This window comes from Amycolatopsis tolypomycina (assembly GCF_900105945.1).
GTDB lineage: Bacteria > Actinomycetota > Actinomycetes > Mycobacteriales > Pseudonocardiaceae > Amycolatopsis > Amycolatopsis tolypomycina.
This window is the reverse complement of record NZ_FNSO01000004.1, coordinates 4,262,736-4,280,658: the sequence shown is the minus strand read 5'-3', so window position 1 is coordinate 4,280,658 and position 17,923 is coordinate 4,262,736. Positions and strand designations below refer to the sequence as shown.

The following is a 17,923-nucleotide window of genomic DNA, read 5'->3' as shown; positions in this document are numbered from 1 at the left end:
TCCTTGCCGGGTTCAGCGCGCTTCGGCGGTGGTCTTGAGGTCGGCGAGCCAGGCGTCGAGCCCGGCGCCCAGGTAGCGGAGGGCGGTGGCGGGGTCGGCCTCGACCTGCTCGCCCGTCCAGCTCTCTTCGGTGCGCACGAGCACGCCACCCCGCATCGGCGTGAACGTCCAGACGTGCACGCCGCGGTCGATGCGCAGGCCGTCGCCGATCGCCGGCCCGGTCCAGCGGACGCACCGGCCCGGCCGCAGCTGCTCGACGCTCGACGTGATGACCAGCGTCGTGGCCGGCGTCGTGGGGGTGGGCGGCACCGGTGTGGTCCAGCGGAACCGCGAACCCGGCCGCAGCGGCCCGGTGTCGAGCCGTTGCGCGCTGGTGACGGCGGGCTGCCACGCGGGCCAGCCGGCCACGTCGGTGTGCAGCTTCCAGACCGCGGCGGCCGGCGCCTTGATCAGCGTCTCGGCCCGGTAGTGGAGCCGGGCGGCCGGGTCGATGCCCACGCCGTGGCAGGTCAGGGCCGTCGCCGGGGTGGCCGCGGCCGCGGCGGCGGTGCCGGTGAGGCCCGCGGTGACCGAAAGTGCGAGCAGTGCGGTACGCAGCACGTGTCCTCCTGGGTGTTAGTGCCTGTTGTTGTAGTTAGAAGCTATAACCAGACGGACGTGAGTGTCAATAGTGAAAGTGATAGCCTCTAACCGTGAACGAGACCCCGCGAGAGCGTTACCGGGCCCAGGTGCGCGAGGAGATCAAGCGCCACGCGTGGGAGCAGATCGCGGCGGCCGGGGTGCCCGCGCTGTCGCTCAACGCCATCGCCAAGCAGGTCGGCATGAGCGGCCCGGCCCTGTACCGGTACTTCGCGAGCCGCGACGAGCTGATCACCGCCCTCATCCGGGACGCCTACCGCAGCCTCGCCGACACGGTCCGCGCGGCCCGTCACGCGGGGGCGGGCGTGACCGGGTTGGCGACGACCGTCTGCGACTGGGCGCGCAGCGACCCGCAGCGGTACTTCCTCATCTACGGCACGCCCGTGCCCGGCTACCACGCGCCCGGCGACACCACCGCGATCTCGGCGGAGGTGATGGCCGTGCTGATCGAGGCCTGCGCCGAGGAAGCGGGGGAGGAGCCGCCGACGTCGTTCGACACGCACCTCGAGACCCACCGCGAGTGGGCAGGCGGCAGCCCCGCGCCGGCCGCCGCCCTGCACCGCGCGCTGTCCTTCTGGACCCGCCTCCACGGGGTGCTCTCGCTGGAGCTGGCCGGCCACTTCGCCGGCATGAAGTTCGACCCGGACCTGCTGATCGCCGAGGAGCTGGCCGCCCTGCGGAACGGGTGACTCAGCCGATCTGCTCGCGGATCCAGTCCGCCACGACGTCCACCCGCGCGATCGTCTCGGGGCCGGGCTGCGGGCACGGCGGCCCGGTGTTGACGATGGCCACCAGGGTTGCGGTGCGGTCGTCGTCGGAGACGAAGAACGGGCCGCCGGAGTCCTCCGGGCACGGCCCGTTCTCCACCGTGCGGGTGCCGACCGGCTGGGCCTGGAGGGTCGCCTGGTTGATGCCCGACACCTTGAACCTGCCGCGCTTGAGGTGGTCGGACGGGCCGAGCACGGTCGCGGACAGGGAGCCCCAGCCGGCGAACTGGAGCTGCTTCCCGAGCACCGGCCGGGTGGTGGCCAGCGCGATCGGGACGATGTCGTCGATCGGGGTGGCGAGCTTCGCCACCGCCAGGTCGTTCACGGGCGACTGCCGGACGTCGACGACCTCGGTCGTGTACCCGCCGGGATCGGTGTCCTTCAGTCGCCCGACGGTCACGGTCATCGTGTACGGCGGCCGCCCGCCGATCCGGACGTCCTTCACGTCGTGGAAGCAGTGCCCGGCGGTGATGACCCACTGCGGCGCGATCAGCGCGCCGCTGCAGGCACCACTGCGCACCCCGCCGCCGGGCTCGGGGATGTCGTCGGACGTCAGCTTCGCGTTGAACGGCAGGACCGGGTTCGGGGCCGGCCGGGTGAAGGTGGGCGACGGCGACGGCGACGGCGCCGGGGCCGCGGTGTCGGGCAGGCTCTGGCCGCCGGCCGCCGCGGCGAGGATGGGACCGGCGACGGTCGCCCCGGTCGCGGCGTGGGCGAAGGCGAGGCCGCCCCCGGCCAGCACCGCGACCGCCACCGCTCGTGCCCGGAACTGCCGTCGTCGATCCGAAGAGGTCCTCACACCTCTAATGCACGGGTGAGAGCCCGGAATGGTTGCGTGAACCGGGCGGCTGGTGCGTTCGCACTGGTCAGCCGCCCGGCTCCGCTCAGGGACGCTGCCCCGCCCGGTCGACGTAGGTCTTCACCGTCACCGCACTGTCGGTCGTTCCCAGGAACTGGTACGTGGTGGCGTCGAAGACCATCACGATCGGCTGCGCTTTCGGGCTGTCACCAGGTTCCACCGGGAACCTGATCCCGACACCCGGGCGGCCGGCGCCGTCGGTGACGTGGTCCAGGGCCATCAGCCCCGGTGTCCTCGCCGCCGCCTCGAACAGCGCCGCGTAGGAGGCAGGCTGGAGGACCTGCTCGTAGGCGAGCCCCCACACGGCCTTGCCGAGCACCGTGGGGTTGTCCTTCTGGGAGCTGGGCTGGGAGTTGAGGTAGGCCAGCATCCCGTCGGCGGTCGTCGGCAGGTCCGTCCGGTAGACCGGCGAGGGCTTGCAGTCCTCGAGAAACCCTTCCTTGCGCGGGTCGTTCGTGCCGTAGTTCGGCGCCTTGCCGTTGCGGCAGCCACCGATCTTGGTGGTGCCGATCAGGCCGTCGCGGGTGCCGTCGACCGAAAACCAGACCTCACGGATGTGGTGGTTCGGGTCCTCCGTCTTCACGTACAGGAACTGGTCGGGGCGAGGCGGCTTGGCCGGCTCCTTCAGCGCGGTGCTCGCCGCGGCGGTCAGCACCTTGACGGGGTCGGCGTGTGCCACGCCCGGCCCGACACCGACCTGCTCGGCGGGGGCCAGCGAGACGACGGCGGTGATCGCCGCGGCCAGGCCCACCGAGGCGCCGGCGATCCAGAACCAGCGGCGCGGCCGGTGCCGCCGTTCGCCGCGGGCGGCGGCCAGCAGCCGTTCACGGGCCGGGGCGAGGTGCTCCGCCGGGGCGAACCCGACGGCTTCCGCGCGGTCGCGGATCAGGTCCAGTTCATCCATGACCCGAGGTCTCCTTCACGAGGTCGAAGGCGCCGAGCTCGGCGCGGATGCGGCCGCGAGCCCGGCTGAGGCGGGATTTGACGGTGCCGACGGGAACGCCGAGCGCGTCGGCGACTTCCTGGTAGGCCAGGCCTTCCGCGGCGATGAGCAGCAGGACGTCGCGTTCGCGCGGCCGCAGGGTGGCGAGGGCCCGGTCGAGCCGCTTGGTGAGCGCCTGGGCGCTGACCTGGTCGGCGACCCGGTCGGCGTGGCCTTCTTCGGCGGGCGGCGGGCCGACGGCCAGCCTGAGCTTCAGTTCGCGCACTTCCGTCCGGCGCTGCCGCGAAATGAGGTTCGTGGCGATCCCGTAGAGCCACGGCCGCGCGTCGGACCGCTCCGGGTCGAACTTCGCGCGCTTGTCGAAGGCGATCAGGAACGTGTCCGCCAGGACGTCGTCGGCGACGGTCGGGCCGAGGCGCCGCACCAGGTAGCGGTGGATGTGCCGGGAGTGGCGGTCGAAGATGACCGCGAACAGGCTCGGCTGGTCCCGTGACCGCGCGATCACGCTCGCGTCGTCGTCGGAATCGGTGTCTTCCGGGGTCATCGCCCGCCTTTCGGTGCAGCCAGTGTCGTCGGCTGTTCTCCCGCGGCGCGCAACGGGTTCCGAAAAGGTCGGGAATCGGGGGCGAAAGTGGTGCAGGTCACTCAGGAGCAGTCGGTGGGGCTGCCGTCGGTCGCGACCATGCGGCGGTTCGCCTCGCCGAGGCCGTCGGCCACCGCACGCAGCTGGTCGGGCGTGAGGACGTCGATCAGCAGCTCCCGGACGAGGGCGACGTGCCCGGGCGCGGCCCGTTCCAGCAGGGCCATGCCCTCGTCGGTGAGCACGGCGTAGACGGCGCGAGGATCGCTCTCGCACGCGCGGCGGCGCACGAGGCCGGCCCGCTCCAGCTGGCCGATCTGGTAGGTCAGCCCGCTCTTGGAGTTCGAGACGGCGCAGGCGAGCTCGGCCATCCGCAGCTCGTGGTCCGGGGCGCCGCTGAGCCGCGCGAGGATCACGTACTGCAGGTGGGAGATCCCGGAGTCCTGCTTGAGCTGCTGGTCGAGCCGGCGGTTGAGCAGCTCGTAGGTGCCGAGGAACGCGTTCCACGCGCGCTTTTCCTCGGCGTTCAGCCACCGCGGACGACCCATGTCACAACCGTACCTGTTGTTCAAATTCGAACTCAAGGGGTACGGTGCGATCAAGGTTCAAATTTGAACGGAGTCGCCATGGTCCCCGCTGCCACCATCCGCACCCGGGTGCGAGTCCCCCTGCACTTCGCCGACGGCTACTCGGCCGCGGCCGAGGTCGTCACCTTCGACGGCCTGACGGACGGCGGCGAGCACCTCGCCCTGGTGTTCGGCGCCCCGGCCCGGCCCCTGGTGCGGATGCATTCGGAGTGCCTGACAGGTGACGTGTTCGGCTCCGCCCGCTGCGACTGCGGGCCCCAGTTGCGGGAGGCGGTGGAGCGCATCGACGGCGCCGGCGGCGTGCTCCTGTACCTGCGCCAGGAGGGCCGGGGCATCGGCCTGTACGCGAAGCTCGACGCCTACGCCCTCCAGGACGCCGGGCTGGACACCTACGAGGCGAACACGGCACTGGGCCTGCCGGAGGACGCCCGCGACTACACGGCGGCGGCCCAGATGCTCGCCGCACTCGGCATCACCGAGGTGGATCTGCTCACCAACAACCCCGACAAGGTCCGGCAGCTGCGCGAGCGGGGAGTGACGGTGGCGGGCACGGTCCCGACGGGGGTCCACGCGACGCCGGACAACCTGCGGTACCTCGACGCCAAGGTCCGGCACACCAACCACACCCTGGCGCTGCCCGAACTGGCCGGCTGAGCGACCTCTCCCGCAGCGGGCTGGGGCTCAGCGCCGTGCCGCCACCGTCGCCAGTTGCTCCGTGATCTCCGCCAGCAGCTCCGCGGCGGCGTCGCCCAAGGCAGCCAGGTCGGCCAGCGTCGTCTCTTCCGTGGTCACGGGCACAGCTCCTCCTCCAGTGCCTCGTGGCGGGCGACGACCGCTTCGGCGAACGCCGTGTGCACCCGGAGGTACTCGTCGCGGCCCACCGCCGTGTCGGCCCACTCGTGCCAGCGGATGTGTGCTTCGGCGACGTCGAGCTTCGCGGCCGCCGCCGCCGTGGCGGGGGACGTGCCGGCCAGGATCGCGTGGTGCATGAGGGACGGCGAGGCGCGCCGGGCGAGCTCGGCCAGCGCGGCGAGGCGGGCGAGCTCCGCGAGCGTGTCGGACGTGACCGGACGGGGGCGCGGCCGGGGGACCGCACGCGAGTTCCCGAGAACGCTGGTCATCAAATGACTCCTGAGGCGGAAAGCAATCCGAACGGCGGATGTTTACCCCGGGCAAGCCGGGGTAAACGCCGCCGCTGGTGATCTCCGTCTCACCGAGTCGAGTGACGCTTTCAGCTTGCCCGCACCGCTCCGCAGTGCCACGGGATCCGCTGCGGCCGCACGCTTTCCAGCGTCGGGACGACCGGGGCGATCGTGCCGTCGCGGCGGAACGTCAGCTTGTCGATCGTCGTCTCGCGGTGGGTGCCGTCGCCGCCCGGGATGCCGAAGCGGTGGTAGGCCAGGTACCAGTCGTCGGTGCCCGGGACCTGCAGCATCGAGCTGTGCCCGGTGCCGAGGATGCCCAGGTGGGCGTCCTTGCTCAGGATCAGGCCGCGGTTGGTGAACGGCCCGGTCGGGCTCGGCGCCGTCGCGTAGCCGACGCGGTAGTCCTCGCTGCGGGTGTCGTCGATCGACCAGCTGAGGTAGTACGTGCCCTTGCGCTCCACCATGAACAGCCCCTCGCGGAAGTCGTTCAGGCCGGTCAGCCGGGTGATCTTCGCGCTGTCGTAGGACACCATGTCCTCGTTCAGCGGGACGACGTAGGCGTTGCCGTTGCCCCAGTACAGGTACGGCTGCCCGGAGTGGTCGATGAACACCGCCGGGTCGATCGCCTGGCCGCCGTCGGGGTTCTTCGCGATCAGCGGCTTGCCCAAGTCGACGAACGGGCCGGTCGGGGAGTCGCTCACCGCGACGCCGATCTTGGCCTCGGCGCAGAAGTAGAAGTAGTACTTCCCGCCCCGTTTCGCGATCGTCGGCGCCCAGGCGTTCTTGTCCGCCCAGCTGACGTCCTTGCCGAGGTCGAGGATGACGCCCTCGTCCGTCCAGTCGACGAGGTTCTTCGACGACCACGCCGAGAACTTCGTCCCGCTCCAGCCGTCGAAGCCGTCGGTGGTCGGGTACAGGTAGTACGTGTCGCCGAACGCGACGATGTTCGGGTCGGCGTTGTACCCCGGCAGGACCGGGCTGCGGGTCTCGTGCGCCTCGACCGTCCACACGCGACGGTCGCCGCCGGCGCCGGTCACGGTGAACTGCTTCGGCGAACTGAGGTTCACCGGCTTGTCCGGCTTGATCGTCGCGCCCGGCGCCAGTGCGAACTTCGGCGCGAGCCGCCGCAGGTCGGTGCCCGGCTTGACCGGCAGCACGACCGTCCCGGCACCCGAATCGATGACGGCGGGCGTCTTGAGCGCGTCGAGCTGCACCGAGCGGATCGCGGTGCTGTTCGACGGGAGCGTGGCGACCTCGAGCCCGGACAGCGCCCGGTTGTACAGCCGCACGTCCTTCATCTTGCCGGTCAGGGTCTTGTCGCTCGCGTACACCGAGCGGCCGAGGTAGTTCGCCGCCGTGACGCCGCCGCCGAGGTCGGACGGCTTGATCGTGGCGCTGGAGTTGCGGGCGACCTCGACGCCGTCCAGGTAGAGCACCTCGACGCCGTTGCCGACGGTGAGCGTCACGTTCTTCCACACCCCGCGCGGCAGCCCGCCGGCGCCGGCCGCCTGCTCGGTGGTCCAGTTGCCGGTGGCGATGGCGCCGCGGAACCCGCCGCTCGCGGTGCCGCCGGTGGTGAAGAGGTAGCCGTTGCCGGTGCCGTCCTTCGCCGTGTTGCCCAGGCCCCACAGGAAGTACGGCGTCTGCTGGCTCGGGTCGACCAGGACGTCGGCCGACACGGTCGCGGCCGAGGCGCCGGTGAGCAGGTTGTTCGGCAGCTGGACGTGCCCGTTCCGGCCGCCGAAGGCCAGCGCGCCGCCGGCCCAGGAGACGTCACCGGCGAGGGCGCCGTCGTAGCCGTGCCCGGTGGTGTCGGCCGCGACCGTGCCCGACTTCGCGTCGAGCGGCCAGTGCGCGACCAGGCCCTTCGCGTCGGCCTTCACCGGTGCCGGGGGCAGGCTGAGCCGGTTCATCTCCGCCTGCGTGACCGGCAGGACGGTGCCGTGCCGTGGTGAAGCGGGCAAGTGGGCGCCGGTCGACATCGTCCACTTGCCCGAGTTCAGGTCGGTGGACTCGAACGGGACGTAGCCGCGGCCGCCGAACTCGTCGATGAACAGGTACCACTTGTTCTCGGTGTTGGACTTGAACCCGGTCGGCCCTTCGCCCGCGGACAGGCCGGGGCTGGTCGCGGTGGCCTTGCCGATGCAGTCGGCGACGAAGCCGTAGTGCGGGTCGAGCAGGTCGGTGGCCTTCTCCTCGGTGATGAACTTGCTGCACGGCGTCGTCGAGGTGTTGTTGCGCTCGTCCTTGGTGAACCGGTAGTAGGTGTCCTGGTTCTTGATCACCGTCGAGTCGATCACCGAGTAGCCCGGGTCGATCCACACCTGCGGCGCGCTGAAGGTGTGGAAGTCTCGCGTGGTCGCGTACATCATCCGGTTGTAGCTGTCGCCGAGGTGGTTCGGGTCGTTTTCCGCGTAGAGCTTCGAAGCCCAGTAGACGACGTACGTCCCGCGCTTGGCGTCCCAGAACGCCTCCGGGGCCCAGGTGTTGCCCGCGGTCGGCGGGGACACCTGGACGCTGCGCTGGCGCGACCAGTGCGCCAGGTCCGTCGACTCCCAGACCATGATCGACCGGCTGCCGGTGCGCTGGGCGGCGTCCCAGCCGCGGCCGTCGTAGATCCGCAGGTCGGTGGCCAGCAGGTAGAACTTGTCGCCGTCGGGGGAGCGCAGGATGAACGGGTCGCGCACGCCCATCTCGCCGAGGCTCGACTTGAGGATCGGCTGGCCGTTGTTGAGCTCGGTCCAGTTCAGCGGGTCGTTGCCCTTGCTGAGCGCCGAGTAGATCTGCTCGCCGTTGGAGGTGCCTTCGCCGGTGAAGTAGAAGAAGCTGTAGCCCGCCAGGGGTTCCTGGACGGGCTTGGGGGCCACGGTGGCGGTGAACCGCCGCGTGGTGCTCTCGCGGCCGAGGCTGACCTTCGCGGTCAGGACGACCTTCGCCGGGGCCGCGCCGGTCGCCGGCCGGGTGACCTCGCCGGTCGGGGTGATCACCGACGGCGCGGACGACGTCCAGGCGACGCTCGTGCCGTCCGGGCCGCTCGTCGGCAGCGTGAGATTGCCGCGGACGTCGTCGATGTCGGGCACGGACAGGGTGCTCGCGGCGGCGCGGAGACCGCTGCCGGTGTCGGCGGACGGCGCCGCACCGGCGCCGGCGCTGCCGAGGGGGACGAGTGCGGCCGCGACGGCCAGCACGACGCCGAAACGGCGCGGGGAGAACAACTTCATCGTTGTCGGTTCCTTCGGGGCACGTCGGGGACCTGCGCATGTTAACGTTAACATGATCCGGGTACGCTGACTCTAGGTCCGTGCGGTCCGGTGGTCAAGAGCCTTACGGCTGGTCGGCCAGCAGTTCGGCGATCGTGTCCCGCGGGTACGGCGTCTTGCGGCTCTCGGTGTGGAGCGCGAAGTAGAAGTCGTTGACGACGGCGGCGAGCGGCGCGTACCGGCGGAGCACCGGCGCCTGGTCCGGCACCTCGCCGGCGGCGCACGCGCGGACGAAATCGTTGCGGGTGCGGGGGTCCGGCCACGCTCGCAGGCCGCGGACGTGCCGGTTGACCAGGTGGGTCAGGACGTAGGCCCGGTCGTGGCCGTCGTGCTCGGCGAGGAACTCCGCCTCGGCGTCCGAGAGGTCGAACTCCCGTGCCACGGTCAGGCCGAAGTCGGTGAGGTAGAGCCGTTCGCCGTCGGTGACGATGTTGGCGAAGTGCGCGTCGAAGTGCTGGACACCGCGCGCGGCGAGGAATCCGGTGATGTGCCGCAGGTCCTCCTCGAGCGGCAGGTCGTCGCCCGGCCACTCGGCGAGGCTGTGCGGCAGGTACTCGAGGAACAGCACGAGGTCGGTGGTGGCGCGGGTAAGCGCTTCCAGCCGGCGCCGTACGCCGGGGTCGCCGTGCCAGAACGCCACGTCGGCCTCGATGTCGGCACGCGGGCGGGGCAGGCCGGGCAGGACGCGCCAGTGGTGCAGGAGCGGGAAGTTCCCGCACTCGCCGCCGACGACCCACGCGGTCGTCATGAGGTGCGCTTCCAGTTCGCGCCAGGCGCCGCCGCCCGCGGAACCGACGCCGTAGTGCGACCACGGCGGCAGTCCGTAGAGGTCGGCCGTGGAGCGGGGGTGCGCGAGTTCGACGTCGGTGAGCGGGACCCGCTTGACGAAGACGGGCTCGCCGGCCACGTGCAGCAGCCAGGACGACCCGCCGATGCCGGTGCCGAGCGGCCGGGCCGAGCCCAGGAGGTCGTCACCGGCATCGGCCAGCGCGGCGGCGATTCCGTCGTGGCGGGCGAGCCGGGGTGTCACGCGCGCACCAGCGGCAGGAAGACCTCGTCGACGATCTCGACGAGGACGGCATCGTCCACTGTGGTCAGTCCGCGGGTGAGGTATTCGTGGCGAAGGAGCACGAGGGCCACGGTAGCGACGCGCGGGTGCCGGGCCTCCGGCCGGGCCTCGCGTTCCATGGTCAGTCCGGGGTAGCCGGCTTCGGCGAGCTCGGCCGCCGCCGCGCACAGGATCGCCTCTTCCAGTTCGGTGCCCCGGCGCCGGGTCGGCTACGACACGGGGTTCGAGCTCGGCGGCCGCGTCAACCGCCCGTTCGACCCGGACCTGGTGCGCCGCGAGCTGAGCGCGACCGCCGAGTGTCCTGCGGTCCGATGAATTCTTGGCCAACTATCGCCGCAACCAGGTCGCTGTTGACAGAAAGCACTGTCTCTTCTAGCTTCATAGCGCAAGACATCGGATGTCCAGCCCGGTTCCGGGCCCGTCCGCCGACCGATGTGCACCCCTGCCGAACTGCTCGTCAGGAAGGACACACCGACGATGCGTCAATTCCCCCGCCGGACGGCCCTGCGCTCCCTCGCCGTCTCCGCTCTCGCCGTGCCGCTCGTGCTGGGCTCGGCTCTCCCCGCCCACGCGGCACCGCTGTGGCACCCGAACCCCGCCACGGACGGCCTGAAGGCCTTCGAGGGCATCGAGGCCGACCGCGGCAACCACCACCCCGACCGCAAGTACGTGGTCGTCGAAGGCGACCACTACCGCTTCAACATCTGGAAGGACGACCGCGACACCACCGGCGGCGGCGACCGCCAGCGCACCGAGTCCAAGGGCATGGTGCAGAACGGCACCACCCTGAAGATGCACAACGGCGAGACCTGGACCCTCTCCTACGAGATGTACATCCCGGCCTCGCTGCACGGCACCAGCAAGTTCACCCACATCTTCCAGACGAAGACGCCGTCGACCAACGGCGGCCCGTGGGTGACGCTCGACCTGACCCGCAGCGGCGGCAAGGAACTGCTCGACGCCCGCGCGTACGCCAACTCGGGTTCGCCGAGCATCGCGGCCACGGACCTCGCGCCACTGCGCAACAAGTGGATCACCATCGAGTGGACGTTCACGCCGGGCGCCAAGGGCAAGGCGGCGTGCGTCATCCGCAACGGCGGCGCAGTCGCCGCGCAGGGCTCGATGTCGAACGTGAACATCCCCGATCAGGGTGACTACGTCCGGCCCAAGTGGGGGATCTACCGGTCGGTGCAGAGCGCGTCGTCCGACATCCTCGACACCTACCTGCTGTTCCGCAACTTCACGGCGGCCCGCAAGTAGGTGCGCGTTCGCGCGACCAGGGTGACACTGGCGGCATGAGGGTCGTCGACGGGTATCCCGGCACACGCCGGCCGCCGGCGCCCGCGCCCGACGTCGCCGAACCCCCGCTCCGGCGCGGTCCGGTGCTGGTCACGGCCGTTTTCGCGGCCATGGGCGGCGCGTTGATCCCGGCCGCGTCGGTGGCGGGGCTCTGGCGGGTCTGGCAGTTCTACGCGATGTTGTTCGCCCTGGTCGCCGCGGTCGGGTTCGGCGCCGCCGTGGTCGCGCTCGGCTGGCCGACCCGCCGGACCACCCGCGCCGGGGCGCTCACCGCGGCCGCCGGCCTCGCCCTGTGGGTCGCGAGCCGGCCACTCGGGCTGCTGACCCGGCTCGACCCGTGGCAGCCCGCGGACACCGTCGTCGGCTTCACCGACTACGTCGCCGCCGCGCTGCAGGGCATCGCCGTCCTCGGCTTCCTGGTCGTGCGACGGCGGCGCGCGCACCCGTGGCCGTCGGCGCCGCGGCGGGTGGCGGCGTGGATCGTGCTGTTCCCCGTGCTGCTGCTCGTGGTCGCGGCCGGCGCCGCGGGCACGGTCGCGGCCGGCGACGGCATCACGAGCCCGGCCGCTTCCACGCTGCTCGACGGCGGCACGTTCGAGTACTGCCGCCCGGACGGCATTCCGCTCGCCATGGACCTCACGCGCCCGGCCGCCCGCGGCGCCCCGGTGGCGCTGTTCCTGCACGGCGGCGGCCTCGTCGCCGGCAACCGCCGTCCCACCGGGCCGGGTGCGCTGCTGGCGGGGTCGCGGCTCGTTCCGCTGCGCGACGCGCTGACGGCACGCGGGTTCGCCGTCGCCGCGATCGACTACCGGCTCGCCCCCGCCGCCCGCTGGCCTGCCCCCCTCGACGACGCCCGGTGCGCGGTGCGGTTCCTGCGGGCCCACGCGGCGGAGCTGGCCATCGACCCGGCCCGGATCACGGCCGTGGGCACCGGCGCGGGCGGCACGCTGGCGGCATTGCTGGGGGTGGCCGGGCAGCCGGAGGTCCGCGCGGTGGCCGCGATCGCCGCCCCGGCGGACTTCGGCCTCGCGGGCCTGGACCCGCTCGCCCGCGCGAAGGTGCTGACGGCACTGGGCCGCTCCCCGGCGACGCTGCGCGAGGCGAGCCCGCTGTCGTACCCGGGCACGGGCGCCCCGCCGTTCCTGATCGCCGGCGGCGGCCGGAAATCGGCGGAGTTCGCGGACCACCTGCGCGCGGCGGGGGTGCCGGTGACGACGGGCGCCGGTGATCCGGCCGAGGCGGCGCGGTTCCTGGCCACGGTCACGGGCACACTGGGGCCATGACGACGGACGCCTCCACCCGGGCCGAGATCCGGTGGCTGCTCACCCCGGACATCGACCCGGAGACCTACGTCCCGGACGACCCTGAGCGGTTCATGTTCCTGGTCCAGATGATCGCCGGGCCCGCCGGGGAGCCGGGCGAGGAGTCGTTCGACTTCGAGGTCTGCAGCCCGGGATGGCTGGCCAAGCAGGCCCGCGGCGGGCCGGTGGCCGGCCGCCACCACGTGATCGTGGACCGGTTCGACTGGCCCGCGCTGGTCGCCTACTTCGACGACCTGGTCGCCCGCTGCACCGGCGCGGACTGGTCCGAGGTCGCCGGGAAGCTGAGCCGGTACGGGCTCTGGGAGTTCGAGGACTACCGGGCCTGAGCCGTGGCTTGACCTGGAGCGCGCTCCAGGCCATAGCGTGGGGGCACACCGACCACGTCAGGAGCGCGTTTCATGGAACTCGGCTTCCACCTGCCCATCTTCGACATCGACGGCGGCACCCCCGCCATCGCCGGCGAGCTCGCCCGCGTGGGCGCCGCGGCGGAGGCAGCCGGGGCGACCTGGCTGTCCTTCATGGACCACTACTTCCAGATCGAGCCCACCGGCCTGCCCGCCGAGTCGAACATGCTCGAGGGCTACACCACGCTCGGTTACCTCGCCGCGCACACGTCCCGCATCGAGCTCGGCCTGCTGGTCACCGGCGTCACCTACCGGCACCCGGGCCTGCTCGCGAAGATCGTCACGACGCTCGACGTCCTGTCGGGTGGCCGGGCCGCCCTCGGCATCGGGGCCGCGTGGTTCGAGCGCGAGCACCGGGGGATGGGCGTGCCGTTCCCCCCGGTCGCCGAGCGGTTCGAGCGGCTGGAGGAGACCCTGCGCATCTGCGGGCAGATGTGGGACCCGGCGGACAACGGGCCGTTCGAGGGCAAGCACTACCAGCTGGCCGAGACGCTGTGCTCGCCCCAGCCGATCAGCCGCCCGAAGATCCTCATCGGCGGCGGCGGGGAGCGCAAGACGCTGCGGCTCGTCGCCCAGTACGGTGACGCCTGCAACCTCTTCGCTTCGTCGCCCGAGGACGTGGCGCACAAGCTGGACGTGCTGCGCCGCCACTGCGACGACCTCGGCCGCGACTACGACGCGATCCGCAAGACGGTGCTGGCCAACAACCCGCGCCCGGCACCGGAAACCCGCGACGAGTTCGTCCGCGCGATGGCGGACTACGCCAAGCTCGGCGTCCAGGCGGCGATCGTCACCCCGACGACGGGCTCGCCCGCGGCGTGGATCGAGGGGATGGCGCCGGCGGTGCCGCAGCTGGCGGAGCTCTAGCGTCCACAGTGGACACGTGAGAAATTTTCCTTTCGGGTGAACCGCTTCGCCGATTTGTCCGTGTCCCCTGGTGAGGTGGCGACCGAAAGGAGGGGCTGATGCCCCACGTGCGCACGACCGGACGACACCGCAAACCCGCGACGATCGGACTCGCCGCACTGGTGGGCGTAGCAGGCGCAACGGCAACGGCCATCGCCCTGACCAGCCCGGCGAGCAACGCGGCCACGGAGCAGTGCGGTGGTCTGGACACGGCGTTGCGGAACAACCTGACGTACCTCGCGAGCACGGCCTCGAACGCCCGCCCGGCAGCCCACCAGGCGGTGGTCGACCAGATCGAGCAGAAGCGCAAAGCGGCAGGCTGCGCCAACCAGGTGGCGGCCGACGAGGTGGCAACCCAGTGCGCGGCAATAGTGGCGGCCGCGGGGAACGAGGCCGGGAAGGAGGCGGAGCAGGACGGCATGGCCGCCGGCCAGGGCGAAGCGGGTGCCGGGAAGGCGCAGCAGAAGGGCGCGGCCGGCAAGAAGGGCGCCGCCGAGAACGGTATGGCGGCCGAGGACGGCGCGGCGGCCGAGGATGGCGCGGCGGCCGAGGATGGCGCGGCGGCCGAGAATGGCATGGTGGCCGAGGATGGCGCGGCGGCCGAGAATGGCATGGTGGCCGGGGAGGGCGCGGCGGCCGAAGGCATGGCCGGTGAGAAGGGCGCGGCCGGCAAGAACGGCATGGCGGGGAAGAAGGGCGCGGCGGCGGAGGACGGCAAGGCCGGTCAGAACGCCGCCGACCAGAACGCCGCTGACCAGGGTGCCGCCGGTCAGGGTGCCGCCGGTCAGGATGCCGCTGCCGTCCAGGCCTGCGAGGTGGTCCAGAAGTGCCTCGCCCAGGCCGCCGGTGCCGCGAACGAGAACGCCATGGCGAACCAGAACGGCAAGGCCGAGGAAAACGGCGCCGCCGACCAGAACGGCATGGCCGACGAGAACGGCATGGCCGGTGCCGCCGAGGAGAACGGCAAGGCGGGTAAGAACAAGGCCGCCGACCAGAACGGCACCGCCGGCCGGAACGGCAAGGCCGCCGAGAAGGAAGCCGCCGGTCAGGGCGAGGCCGCCGAGCAGAACGCCGAGCAGCAGAACGCGGGCAAGATCGTCCTCGACGCGCAGGACTGCGCGGCCATCCTGGACTGCGTCGCCCGGGCCGCCGATCCCGCGGCCGCCGAGCAGCAGGGCATGGCCGCGGAAGAAAAGCAGCAGGCCCAGGAGCAGCAGGAGCAGAAGAAGGCCAAGAACAAGGCCGACAACAACGCTGGCAACAACGCCGACGCCGACAACGCCGCCGGCGCGGCCGCGGCCCAGTGCGTCTCCGCCACGGTGGCCGCGAAGAGCAAAGCGACCGCAGGACGCTGACCACCCGGCCCGGACCGGTGCCCCCACGGCCCCGGTCCGGGCCGGACACCGTCCCCGAACCGGTGACCGGCGGGAACTCCGGCCCGTCGCCGTTCGTTCTCCGAACAGCGCGCAGTACTCTTGCGCTCGGAAAACGTCCGACGACAGCACGAGGCTTCAGTGACCACCGACCCGGCGGCCGAAGACGCCGCCCTGCGCGAGGCGGCCGATGAGCTCGCCGTCGCCGGGCAGCTCCCGCGGTTCCTCCTGATGTACAAGTTCGCCATCGAAGAGCTGATGACGAAGCTGCGGATCCTCAGCGAGGAATTCGACTTCGTCCACCGGCACGACCCGATCGAGCACATCACGAGCCGCGTGAAGCGACCGGAAGCCATCAAGGAAAAGGTGCGCCGCCGCGGCCTCGGCGGCGACTGGGTCTCCGCGGCCGCCGCCCTCGACGACATCGCCGGTATCCGGGTGGTCTGCCCGTTCGTCTCCGACGTCTACGAGGTCGCCCGCATGCTCACCGCGCAGGACGACGTCGAGCTCCTGCGCACCAAGGACTACATCGCCAGCCCGAAGGCCAACGGCTACCGCAGCCTGCACCTCATCGTGCGCATCCCGGTGTTCCTGTCCGACCGGGTGGAAAAGGTCAAGGTCGAGGTCCAGCTGCGCACCATCGCCATGGACTTCTGGGCCGCGGTGGAGCACAAGCTGTCGTACAAGTACCGCGACAGCGTCCCACCCGACTTCGCCGGTGAGCTCGCGGCGGCGGCCCGCACGGCGGCCGACCTCGACAGCCGGATGGCCGCGCTGCACGAACGGATCCGCTAGGGCGCGGCGAGGGCGTCGAGCATGATCCGCAGCCCGAATTCGAACTCCGCTTCGTGGTCGCATTCCGCGAGGGAGGGTGCCGCCGCCGTGACGGCAGGCAGGCCGGACGCCGTGAGGTCCGCGAGCCGGCGGGCGCTGCCGCCGAACGTCGGGGCCGCGTCGACCTCGCGCATCAGCGTGCCGATCAGGAACGCCACCACGGCCCGCAGCCCGTGCACCGCGCGCTCGGGCGGGTAGCCCGCCGCCAGCAGCGGGGCGAGCACCGCCTCCACCGGCGCCAGCGCCGTCATCGACGCGAGCCGGCGGGTCAGCACGAGCGGCGCCGCCCGCGGGTGGCCGAGCAGCGCGTTCCGGAACCCGTGCGCCAGCGCCGACATCGTCTCGCGCAGGTCCGCCTCCGCCGGCGGCCCGGGGATCGCGGCGAGCAGCACCTCGGCGATCCCGTCGAGCAGCGCGTCCTTGCCGTCGACGTGGTTGTACAGGCTCATCGGGTCGACGCCGAGCCGCCGCGCCAGCTTGCGCATGCTCACCGCCTCCAGGCCCTCCTCGTCGACGAGCGCGAGCCCGGCGAGCAGGATCCGTTCGCGCGACAGGACGCCCTGGGACGGACGGCCCCGCCGGGTCGTCACGGCGTGAGCACCGCGGGCAGGTTCTCGTAGCCGCGCAGGATCCGCGTGTCGCGGCGGCGCCCGCCGGGCAGCACGCGCAGGCCGGGGAACCGGTCGAAGATCGTGCGCAGCCCGATCTCGCCCTCCATCCGCGCCAGGGAGGCACCCAGGCAGTGGTGGCGGCCGGCGCCGAACGACACGTGGTCGCGCGCGCCGGCCCGGGTGACGTCGAAGACCGCCGGATCGGCGAACACGCCGGGGTCGCGGTTGGCGCCGGCCAGCACCGTGGTGACCAGCGCCCCGCGCGGCAGCGGAACCCCGGCGACCTCGGTGGCGCGCGTGGCCACGCGTCCGGTCAGCAGTACCGGCGGGTCGTACCGGAGCACCTCTTCGACGGCGTTGCCCCACAGCTCCGGCCGTTCGCGCAGCACGGCGAGCTGCCCGGGGTCGCCGGCGAGCAGGGCGATGCCGCTGCCGAGCAGGTTGACCGTCGTCTCGAAGCCGGCCGCCAGCACCAGGCCCGCGGTGGACTTCAGTTCCGTCTCGGTGAGGCCGACCCCGCCGTCGCGGGCCGCGACGAGCTTGCTGAACAGGTCGTCGCCGGGGTGCCGGCGCAGGTGGTCGAGGTGCTCGCCGAGCCAGGTGTCGAACTCGGCGAGCGCGGTCTCGACGTCGCGGAAGGTGCGCCAGCCGAGCCCGAGGTCGAGGCTGGGGGCGGCGGCCGCGCCCAGGGACAGCACCTTGCCGAGGTCGGACGGCGGCACGCCGAGGATCTCGCTGATGACGGTGACCGGCAGCAGCCCGCAGTAGGACTCGACGAGGTCGAGCGGGCGGGCCGGATCGAGCTCGTCGAGCAGGCCGTCGGCGATCTCCTGCACCCGGCCGCGCAGCTGTTCGACCGCGCGCACGGTGAACACGCCGGTGACGAGCTTGCGGTAGCGGGTGTGCTCGGGCGGGTTGACGGCGAGCAGCGACGGCGGCCGCACGGGGTGCAGGTGCTCGCCGGCCGACCATTCGACGAGCCGGCCGAGCGCGGAGCCGTCCGACCCGAGGACGCCGACGCGGAAGTCCTCACTGGAGAGCACTTCCCGCACGGCGGCGTGCGTGGTGGTCATCCAGCCGAAGCGCGTCCGCGCGAGCGGCCCGACGTCCCGGATCTCTTCGAACAGAGTGGTGAGATCCCGCCCTTCGGCCGCGGCGACGACCATGCGTCCCTGCAGGTCACCACGCTTGGCCTCGCGCCGCAGCACGGTGCGGGGGAGCGCGTGGCCGAGGCCCCAGCGCACCACGGGTTTCGTCCAGGCCAGGGCTCCGGTCATGACTTCCCCTCCGGTCGCGTACCTACAGTGTAGGTTATCGACGGCCGG

At 72.1% G+C, this 17,923-nt stretch carries 19 protein-coding genes; 9 read left to right on the top strand and 10 right to left on the bottom strand.

What is annotated here, in order from left to right; genetic code table 11:
- Nucleotides 1-12: 12 nt before the first annotated feature.
- Complete coding sequence (locus BLW76_RS29545) at nucleotides 13-600, bottom strand: SRPBCC family protein (RefSeq protein WP_091313442.1); 588 nt, start codon at nucleotides 598-600, stop codon at nucleotides 13-15.
- 92 nt (nucleotides 601-692) lie between these two features.
- Here BLW76_RS29545 and BLW76_RS29540 point away from each other — a divergent pair, with 92 nt between their 5' ends.
- Entirely contained in the window at nucleotides 693-1,328 is a 636-nt protein-coding gene (locus tag BLW76_RS29540; protein WP_091313439.1) for a TetR/AcrR family transcriptional regulator, read from the top strand.
- 1 nt (nucleotide 1,329) lies between these two features.
- Here BLW76_RS29540 and BLW76_RS29535 read toward each other — a convergent pair whose 3' ends face one another.
- The 4 genes from BLW76_RS29535 to BLW76_RS29520 form a co-directional block, all read right to left on the bottom strand.
- The gene (locus BLW76_RS29535) at nucleotides 1,330-2,205 is read right to left on the bottom strand and encodes a S1 family peptidase (RefSeq protein ID WP_244170362.1); all 876 of its coding nucleotides are present in this window, start codon (nucleotides 2,203-2,205) and stop codon (nucleotides 1,330-1,332) included.
- A gap of 85 nt (nucleotides 2,206-2,290) precedes the next feature.
- Nucleotides 2,291-3,169, bottom strand: coding sequence for a CU044_5270 family protein (locus tag BLW76_RS29530; RefSeq protein WP_091313433.1), 879 nt, complete (start codon nucleotides 3,167-3,169; stop codon nucleotides 2,291-2,293).
- A complete protein-coding gene (locus BLW76_RS29525) occupies nucleotides 3,162-3,752 on the bottom strand; it encodes an RNA polymerase sigma factor (protein WP_091313430.1) in 591 nt (196 codons plus the stop codon). The genes BLW76_RS29530 and BLW76_RS29525 overlap by 8 nt, the downstream gene beginning before the upstream one ends.
- Nucleotides 3,753-3,853: 101 nt before the next feature.
- Nucleotides 3,854-4,336, bottom strand: coding sequence for a MarR family winged helix-turn-helix transcriptional regulator (locus tag BLW76_RS29520; RefSeq protein WP_091313428.1), 483 nt, complete (start codon nucleotides 4,334-4,336; stop codon nucleotides 3,854-3,856).
- Between the two features lie 78 nt (nucleotides 4,337-4,414).
- Here BLW76_RS29520 and BLW76_RS29515 point away from each other — a divergent pair, with 78 nt between their 5' ends.
- Entirely contained in the window at nucleotides 4,415-5,029 is a 615-nt protein-coding gene (locus BLW76_RS29515) for a GTP cyclohydrolase II (protein WP_091313425.1), read from the top strand.
- Between the two features lie 134 nt (nucleotides 5,030-5,163).
- On the opposite strand, the gene BLW76_RS29510 is transcribed toward BLW76_RS29515, so the two are convergent.
- The 3 genes from BLW76_RS29510 to BLW76_RS29500 form a co-directional block, all read right to left on the bottom strand.
- Nucleotides 5,164-5,496 carry a hypothetical protein gene (locus BLW76_RS29510; protein WP_091313423.1) on the bottom strand — a complete coding sequence of 111 codons (333 nt, stop codon included), beginning with the start codon at nucleotides 5,494-5,496 and terminating at the stop codon, nucleotides 5,164-5,166.
- 110 nt (nucleotides 5,497-5,606) lie between these two features.
- On the bottom strand, nucleotides 5,607-8,741 hold the full coding sequence (locus BLW76_RS29505; RefSeq protein WP_091313421.1) for a family 43 glycosylhydrolase: 3,135 nt from the start codon (nucleotides 8,739-8,741) through the stop codon (nucleotides 5,607-5,609).
- 103 nt (nucleotides 8,742-8,844) lie between these two features.
- Nucleotides 8,845-9,810, bottom strand: a complete 966-nt coding sequence (locus tag BLW76_RS29500) for a hypothetical protein (RefSeq protein ID WP_091313417.1) — start codon at nucleotides 9,808-9,810, stop codon at nucleotides 8,845-8,847.
- A 228-nt stretch (nucleotides 9,811-10,038) separates the two neighbouring features.
- Between BLW76_RS29500 and BLW76_RS50520 the strand changes: the two genes are divergently transcribed.
- The 7 genes from BLW76_RS50520 to BLW76_RS29465 all read left to right on the top strand — a co-directional run bounded on the left by BLW76_RS50520 (nucleotide 10,039) and on the right by BLW76_RS29465 (nucleotide 15,948).
- Nucleotides 10,039-10,164, top strand: coding sequence for a hypothetical protein (locus tag BLW76_RS50520; protein WP_279627706.1), 126 nt, complete (start codon nucleotides 10,039-10,041; stop codon nucleotides 10,162-10,164).
- A 162-nt stretch (nucleotides 10,165-10,326) separates the two neighbouring features.
- Entirely contained in the window at nucleotides 10,327-11,109 is a 783-nt protein-coding gene (locus tag BLW76_RS29490) for a hypothetical protein (RefSeq protein ID WP_091313415.1), read from the top strand.
- Between the two features lie 35 nt (nucleotides 11,110-11,144).
- Complete coding sequence (locus tag BLW76_RS29485; RefSeq protein ID WP_091313412.1) at nucleotides 11,145-12,431, top strand: alpha/beta hydrolase; 1,287 nt, start codon at nucleotides 11,145-11,147, stop codon at nucleotides 12,429-12,431.
- The gene (locus BLW76_RS29480) at nucleotides 12,428-12,796 is read left to right on the top strand and encodes an immunity 8 family protein (RefSeq protein ID WP_091313410.1); all 369 of its coding nucleotides are present in this window, start codon (nucleotides 12,428-12,430) and stop codon (nucleotides 12,794-12,796) included. Before BLW76_RS29485 ends, BLW76_RS29480 begins: the two co-directional genes overlap by 4 nt.
- 72 nt (nucleotides 12,797-12,868) lie before the next feature.
- A complete protein-coding gene (locus BLW76_RS29475) occupies nucleotides 12,869-13,741 on the top strand; it encodes an LLM class F420-dependent oxidoreductase (RefSeq protein WP_091313407.1) in 873 nt (290 codons plus the stop codon).
- A 98-nt stretch (nucleotides 13,742-13,839) separates the two neighbouring features.
- Complete coding sequence (locus BLW76_RS29470; protein ID WP_091313405.1) at nucleotides 13,840-15,135, top strand: collagen-like domain-containing protein; 1,296 nt, start codon at nucleotides 13,840-13,842, stop codon at nucleotides 15,133-15,135.
- Nucleotides 15,136-15,294: 159 nt separating this feature from the next.
- Nucleotides 15,295-15,948, top strand: coding sequence for a GTP pyrophosphokinase (locus BLW76_RS29465; protein WP_091313403.1), 654 nt, complete (start codon nucleotides 15,295-15,297; stop codon nucleotides 15,946-15,948).
- Here BLW76_RS29465 and BLW76_RS29460 read toward each other — a convergent pair.
- Nucleotides 15,945-16,577 carry a TetR/AcrR family transcriptional regulator C-terminal domain-containing protein gene (locus BLW76_RS29460; RefSeq protein ID WP_244170361.1) on the bottom strand — a complete coding sequence of 211 codons (633 nt, stop codon included), beginning with the start codon at nucleotides 16,575-16,577 and terminating at the stop codon, nucleotides 15,945-15,947. The genes BLW76_RS29465 and BLW76_RS29460 overlap by 4 nt on opposite strands.
- Nucleotides 16,574-17,875, bottom strand: coding sequence for a cytochrome P450 (locus tag BLW76_RS29455; RefSeq protein ID WP_167384770.1), 1,302 nt, complete (start codon nucleotides 17,873-17,875; stop codon nucleotides 16,574-16,576). The genes BLW76_RS29460 and BLW76_RS29455 overlap by 4 nt, the downstream gene beginning before the upstream one ends.
- Nucleotides 17,876-17,923: the final 48 nt, after the last annotated feature.